The sequence below is a fragment of the Westiellopsis prolifica IICB1 genome, from assembly GCF_004323185.1.
GTDB classification, from domain to species: Bacteria; Cyanobacteriota; Cyanobacteriia; order Cyanobacteriales; family Nostocaceae; genus Pelatocladus; species Pelatocladus prolificus_A.
This window is the reverse complement of record NZ_NAPS01000003.1, coordinates 169,819-176,533: the sequence shown is the minus strand read 5'-3', so window position 1 is coordinate 176,533 and position 6,715 is coordinate 169,819. Positions and strand designations below refer to the sequence as shown.

General features: G+C 39.0%; 2 protein-coding genes. Both read right to left on the bottom strand.

The genetic code is table 11. From position 1 onward, the window contains the following. On the bottom strand, nucleotides 1-1,140 hold a 1,140-nt coding region (locus B4U84_RS26370), incomplete at its 3' end, for a beta-ketoacyl [acyl carrier protein] synthase domain-containing protein (protein WP_242677730.1). Between the two features lie 40 nt (nucleotides 1,141-1,180). Further along, on the bottom strand, nucleotides 1,181-6,715 hold a 5,535-nt coding region (locus B4U84_RS26365), incomplete at its 5' end, for an SDR family oxidoreductase (protein ID WP_165490362.1).

The window sequence follows — 6,715 nt, the reverse complement described above, 5'->3', positions numbered from 1 at the left end:
ATTTTCAAAGTCTATTGTTGGATTGGGTGTTTCAAAGTGTAAGCTGGGCGGAATCATCTTATGTTGTAGCGCCAGTACTGCTTTGATCAGACCAGCTACACCAGCTGCTGAGTTCAAGTGACCAACATTTGTTTTCACTGAACCAATAGCACAAAAGCCTTTTTTCTGAGTATGGGCGTTAAATACTTTCTTAAGTGCGCTGATTTCAATGGGGTCTCCTAGCTTTGTACCTGTTCCGTGAGTTTCAATATAAGTGATTGTTTCCGGATCGAATTTTGCGATCGCTTGAGCCTCAGCAATCACTTTTGCTTGACCGACCACGCTAGGTGCAGTGAAAGCAACTTTCCCCGAACCATCATTATTAATAGCTGACCCTTTGAGGACTGCGTAGATATGATCTCCATCTGCTAGAGCATCTTTCAACCTCTTCAAAACCACAATACCAACCCCACTACCCATAACCGTACCTCCTGCATTAGCATCAAAGGCACGGCAATGTCCATCAGGAGAAGAAATACCATCTTTTTGATATAAATAACCCGTCAAATGCGGAACTTTGATTGTGATACCACCAGCTAATGCCATATCACATTCGTAGTTCAATAAACTCCGAGATGCTGCATGGATGGCAACTAATGAGGTAGAGCAAGCAGTATTAATATTGAGACTAGGCCCTTTCAAATTTAATTTGTAAGAAACTCGAGTGGGAACATAGTCTTTATCATTGCCAATGAAAAGTTGCGTACTCAGTTCTTCAAACAGGTCATGATGAGAACTGAGATTGTAATGAAAATACGTACTTAAATTACTACCCGCATAAACACCTATCCATCTTTTTTCCCTTTCAGGGTCATAGCCTGCGTGTTCTAATGCTTCCCAAGCACATTCCAAAAAAAGCCGTTGTTGTGGATCCATGACTTCAGCTTCTCTGGGAGAAATATCAAAGAAGGAAGCATCGAACATATCAATATCTGAAAGAATTGGTGCTGCTTTGACGTAGTTAGGATTACGTAACACAGCAGCGTCTTCTCCTGCATTTTCTAATTCATCATCCGTGAAGAAAGAAATAGATTCCCGTCCTTGAGATAGATTCTGCCAAAATTCATCAATGTTTTTGGCTTCCGGAAAACGACAGATCATACCAATTATGGCTATACCTTTTAAAGAGTTGTTTTCGCGGTTACTCACGGGCCTTTCTCCTTTCTTCAATCATTTGCTCGTCTTCTTCAATAGCTTCTTCTAGCCTGGTGGCACGTTGCTCGCTTTGCTGAGATACTAATTCTTCAGATTGTTCTCCACTGAGATATTTAGCTAAGGCACTGATAGTTGGATATTCAAATGCATCTGTTGTGGGTAAATTAATGTTGAGTTTTTTCTGTAATTTGCTACCGACTTGAACTATTTGCAAGGAATCTCCACCTAATTCAAAGAAATTATCGTGGATACCTACTTCCTCAATTCCAAGAACCTCTTGCCAAATTTCAGCAATCTGTTGCTCTATTTTATCTCTAGGAGCAACAAATTCATTATTTAATTGAGGTCGCTGGTAAAGTGATTGCCTATTTTGTAGCCCTTTTGTCTTTTCTAAAGCTTTAAGGAAGCTTTGTTGATCATATGGAGTGCTTTGTTCATTTAGATTCAATAAGTTACTACTTAATACTGCAACTTGTGGCAGCGTATTACTGAGAATCCGTTGAAAAACTTCTATCCCTTCTGAAGGTAGTAACCAGTCTTCTTTAAAATCATTGTGGAATCCATTTGAAGATGGTTCAGGTGCCAATGATAAGTTTGAGTTAGATAATGAGTCAGAAAAAGATGCAGAGTTTTGCTTTTTCGAGTGCGTTTTATTTTGTAAAGGCAATGAGATTTTTAAACCGTCTCTATTCTGTTGAGATACAATAATTTTACCAATATGCTTTGCTTGCAGCATGTATTCAAAAGCATCTGCAACCTTTGTAATAGGAAACACCTGATAAGGTAGGGGGCTAAAATGACCATCTTGGAAGTGCTGTATAATTTCGCGGCTCAAGCAATTAAAGTTGGGATTTTCCAGATCCAGATGAATCGCAGAGAAAGTCAAGTTTTTTTCAAAAGGTAAGAGGCCAATCTTAGTATTTTTGAAGATATCTCGCAAACCCAATTCTAAAAAGCGACCATATGAGGCTAGAATAGAAAGGTTTTTTTCGATGAATTCTCCTCCTAACGAGTTTAAAACTACGTTCACACCTTTACCCTGGGTGATGCTCATGATTGCATCAGCAAAAGCTAAGGATCGAGAATCCATGACATACTTAACACCTTTTGAGCGCAAGAACTCTCGTTTTGTTGAAGAACCTGCTGTTGCAAAGACTTCTGCTCCTATGTACTGGGCAATTTGTACAGCTGCCAGACCGACACCTCCAGCCGCTGAATGAATGAGAACACTTTCACCTTTGCATAACCTGCCAACTTTAACCAAGGAGTAGTAAGCTGTCCAGAAGGCACTAGGAATTGTTGCTGCTTCTTCTAAGCTAATATTTTTTGGTTTTACTACGACGAAATCGGCTAAAGCCGTTATGTATCTGCTGAAAGATGAACGACTAAAAGCGATGACTTCATCACCAATCTTAAAACCCTCAACATTCTTTCCTAAAGCAACTATTCTACCCGCACATTCGTAACCAAATTTAAATTCAGAATCACCAGGGATAGGAAATAAGCCAGTCGCTATGAGTACTTCCTGAAAATTGATTCCAGTCACAGCAACTTCAATTTCTACTTCGTTAGCAGCAAGTTGATGGCGAGCCGTAGGTTGAAGTGTGAAAGTATCTAAATTACCTGGAGAAGAAATAGTGAGATAATAGTTTTCTGGTGTTCCCTGACTGGAGATATCAGATGGTTGAATGTTGGCGAGACCTGTGTGGTCAAAATCTGCTTGTATAAGAGTGTATTCTTCTATTTTGACTAATTCAGCGCCTTGGTCATCCAAAATACTGATATTGAAGCTCAAATTACCTCTAGAGTTGTTATTCTCAATCAACTTTACGTAGCTATAAACTTTAGGAGGTAAAGTTCCTTGAACCTTCACTCCTTTGTATGAAAAAGGAAGGTAATAATGTCCATTGGAAAATTGATGAGCTAGAAGACCAGTTGCTACATCTAATAACGCTGGATGCAATTTATAAAATTCAAGATCGTCACTAAACTCTGATGGCAGTTCCAGAAGTGCTAAAGCTTGACGCTCTCCTAAGTTGACTTGTTTTACAGTATTCCATCTAGATCCAAATTGAATAATTGTTGAAGGAATCTGATGAATTGGTTGCGTCGCAGTATTTTCTTCTGAAGTACATTGTGCTGTTATTTTTTGTAAATCATATTTTGTAAGGGAATTTATGCTTCTAAAAGCAACTCGACCCTTAGCATACTCTTGCCATTCTCCTGAGTCAGAATGCAATTGACTAATAATCAAGAACTCAAAGTTATCTCCTTGTTTTTTAAGGATTGTGTGGACTTGTTTTTCCCGCTCGTCCTCAAGAATCAGGGGAGCTAAGAAAACAATTTCCTGGATTTCTAGAGTATTTGTTTGAGCGTGCTTTTCACAAGCAGCTCGAATAAGTTCAAGATAAGCTGTTCCCGGAAGAGTGGGCTTACCCATAACTCGATGTTCATCAAAAATCCAATGTTTATTCACACTGAAATTAGAAATGTATATTTCTTGCTCTTCCTCAACTAAACACTGCTCAAATAATGGATGTGCTATTGAGTTTGATAAAGTTTGGAAAATATGGGGTGTGACGTGTTTTGTTCCTTCTACTCCCATTCCACCTTCTTTCCAGCCATACCAATTGATGGATACAGTCAAAGTACCATCTGTGGATGTTTTGTAGTGAGCAAAAGCATCCAAAAAGTTATTAGCTGCTCCATAAGCTATTTGTCCAAACAGCGGAACAATTGAGCCAATTGATGAACAGAGAATAAAAAAATCTAGTTTAGTATTTTTTAGGATAGTATTAAGAACTAATGTTCCCTTGACTTTAGGTGCTAGTACGCTCTCTACTTGCTCTCGCGTTTTTCGCTGAATTGCACTATCCCCAAGAACTCCTGCACAGTGAATCACACCATTTATCTGACCAAATTTTTCTTGGGCTTGATTAACAACTTGTTGCATTTGTTGAAGATTGGAAACATCGGCATTAGCAACGAAAACTTCAGATCCAAATGCTTCTAGTTCTTGTAACTTGAGAATTTTTCGACTAATGTCATCTTGTTCGGTGTGAGTTGCTAACCAATTAGACCATTCATCACGAGATGGAAAAACCGAACGTCCAACAAGAATGAGCTTGGCTTGGACTTTTTGAGCGAGATGTGTAACTAAAGTAAATCCAATAGCACCAAGTCCACCTGTAATGAGATAAACTCCCCCTTCCCTCAATCTTGGTTTTTCTTGAGCATTTTCTTTTAAGCGAATTGGTTCAAAGGTTTGAGTCCAGCGATTCACTCCACGGTAAGCAATAACTTTGTCGGAGGTCTCAGTAGTGAGTTCTGCTAACAGCTGCTCTACAAGTTTTTCTTCTTGCCAGCTACCGCTTGTAGGAAGAACAATATCAATACTATGACAGAAGATGTTTGGGTATTCTCTTGGAATGACTTTAACACAACCAATTACAGTCGCTTTTTCTGGACACAACTTTTCTTCTCCCGTCACTGCTTGTATATTGTTGGAAATAACAGTAATCTGCAATTCATTTGTTAGATACTGTTTGCCCAATTCCTGTGTAATAAACAGTAGACTGTAAAAACCTCTTTCTTGAATGCGGTCAACCCCTTCGAGCCCAGAAAATGTGTCATTTTCTGCCGTCAGGCTCCAAAAATGAACAATTCTTTTTAGGTTGAGATTGCGTGCTTTAAGGTCATTGAATAAAGCATTGTAGCTATCTCGTTCTTGAGGATTGATAGTATATAAATACCGAGTAGAACCATTAATAGAAGATTCTCTCGTGCAAACAAATTCTTCTCCTATTTGGACAGTAACAACAATTTGACCTGCAAGTTCGATTTGTTTCACTATTTGCTTGCCTAAATTGCACTCGCCAATAAAGATTAACCAACAATTTTGTTGCTTTAAATCAAGCAAAGATTGTGAAAATTTCGGTGGTAGCGATCGCTTCCAAGATGGAATATGAAACCAGTCAGAAATATCAGGTTTTTTACTATGTGTCACTAGTTGCACTTGCTCAACGTTTTCTTGAACACTTGTTGTAAATGCTGGCGCAAGTGATAGTTCTGTTGATATTGGAACCTGAGCTATAATAACGTGTTGTCCAAATGCTTCTATTTTAGGAAAAGCTGTGGTTTCAGTAAATCCATACTTCCTAAGAGCCTCTTGCCATTCCTCTTTTGATAAGAATGGATTACCTGGATTGCGTTGTTCATCCTCTAAAGGTTTCACTAGCAAACCCCAAGTCATATCGAAATCTAGTTGAGGTTGAGTAATTTCCAAAATGAGGAGAATACCACCAGGGGCGAGTAAAGAGTGGACGTGATCGAGAGTTTGTTTGATATTTCGAGTTGCGTGCAAGACATTACAAGCTACAACAACATCAAAACTATGCTGTACAAATCCTTGTTCGATTGGAGGTTTTTCAATATCTAATAAACGATACTGAACGAAAGGGTAATCACTAAATTTTTGTTGCGCTTGAAGCAAAAAACCCGCACCAATATCGGTAAAAGTGTAGCTCGTTTGCTTGGAAGGTAGTACAGGTAATAAAGCCGTTGTGCTCAAACCCATACCACCCCCAATCTCTATCATTCTCAAATGGATTGATGCTGGTAACAACTTGACTAGTTCTTCCAAGCTAACTCGCAAGATAGTATTGTAGTAACCTAATAAAGGAAGCTCAGGAGAAGAGTTTTCTGCTTGATTATATACCAGTGCATTAAACAGTTCTAAAGGCTGTTTTTCCCCAACAAGTACAGCAGCCAAATTTTCCCCACAATTTTGGATGAAATCTATAATTTGAGGTGCATCATTCCATCTTACTCTTACTTCTTTGAGTAGTGCTTCAACTGAATCTGGGGAACATGGCGTAAGATTTGTAAACAGCTCATCCTCTTGCTGTATTTGACCTTGCTCTACCAGTACTTGTAACCATCGCGAGATTAATTGTTGGTAACGGGGATGAATTTTATACTGCTTCGATAAATCTTGACAAGAATATTTTTCATTAGGATGCTCGAAAGCACCTATGTGCCTTAGACCCTGATTCATGTATGCAAGACACAGTCTATCTAACCACTGCCTGTTAATTGTATACTTTTGTATGTCGTCTTCTGATATTCCCTGACTTGCTTGTAGCTGGCAAACTTCTTCCAAAGATGACCAAATTTCTTGAAATGGGTAATCTTGTTGAGATTCTGCTTCTAGTTGTGGTGAGTCAATCCAGTAACGGTGGCGTTCAAAGGGGTAAGTAGGTAAAGGTAAACGGTGACGAAACTCGTGAGAACTAAAAGCAGACCAATCGATGGATACGCCAGCTAACCAAAGTTGACCTAAAGTGCGTAGTAAGAAGGCAACATCAGATTGAAATTGTTGTCGGGGATGAGCTAAACAGGTGAAGAATAACTGATGGGGGTGTTTGAGAGGATGACGAGAGGCAAATTTACTTAAAGTCGAACCAGGTCCAACTTCGAGAAAAATCTGTGCAGATTCTTGGAGCAAAAGTTGTAAACCAGA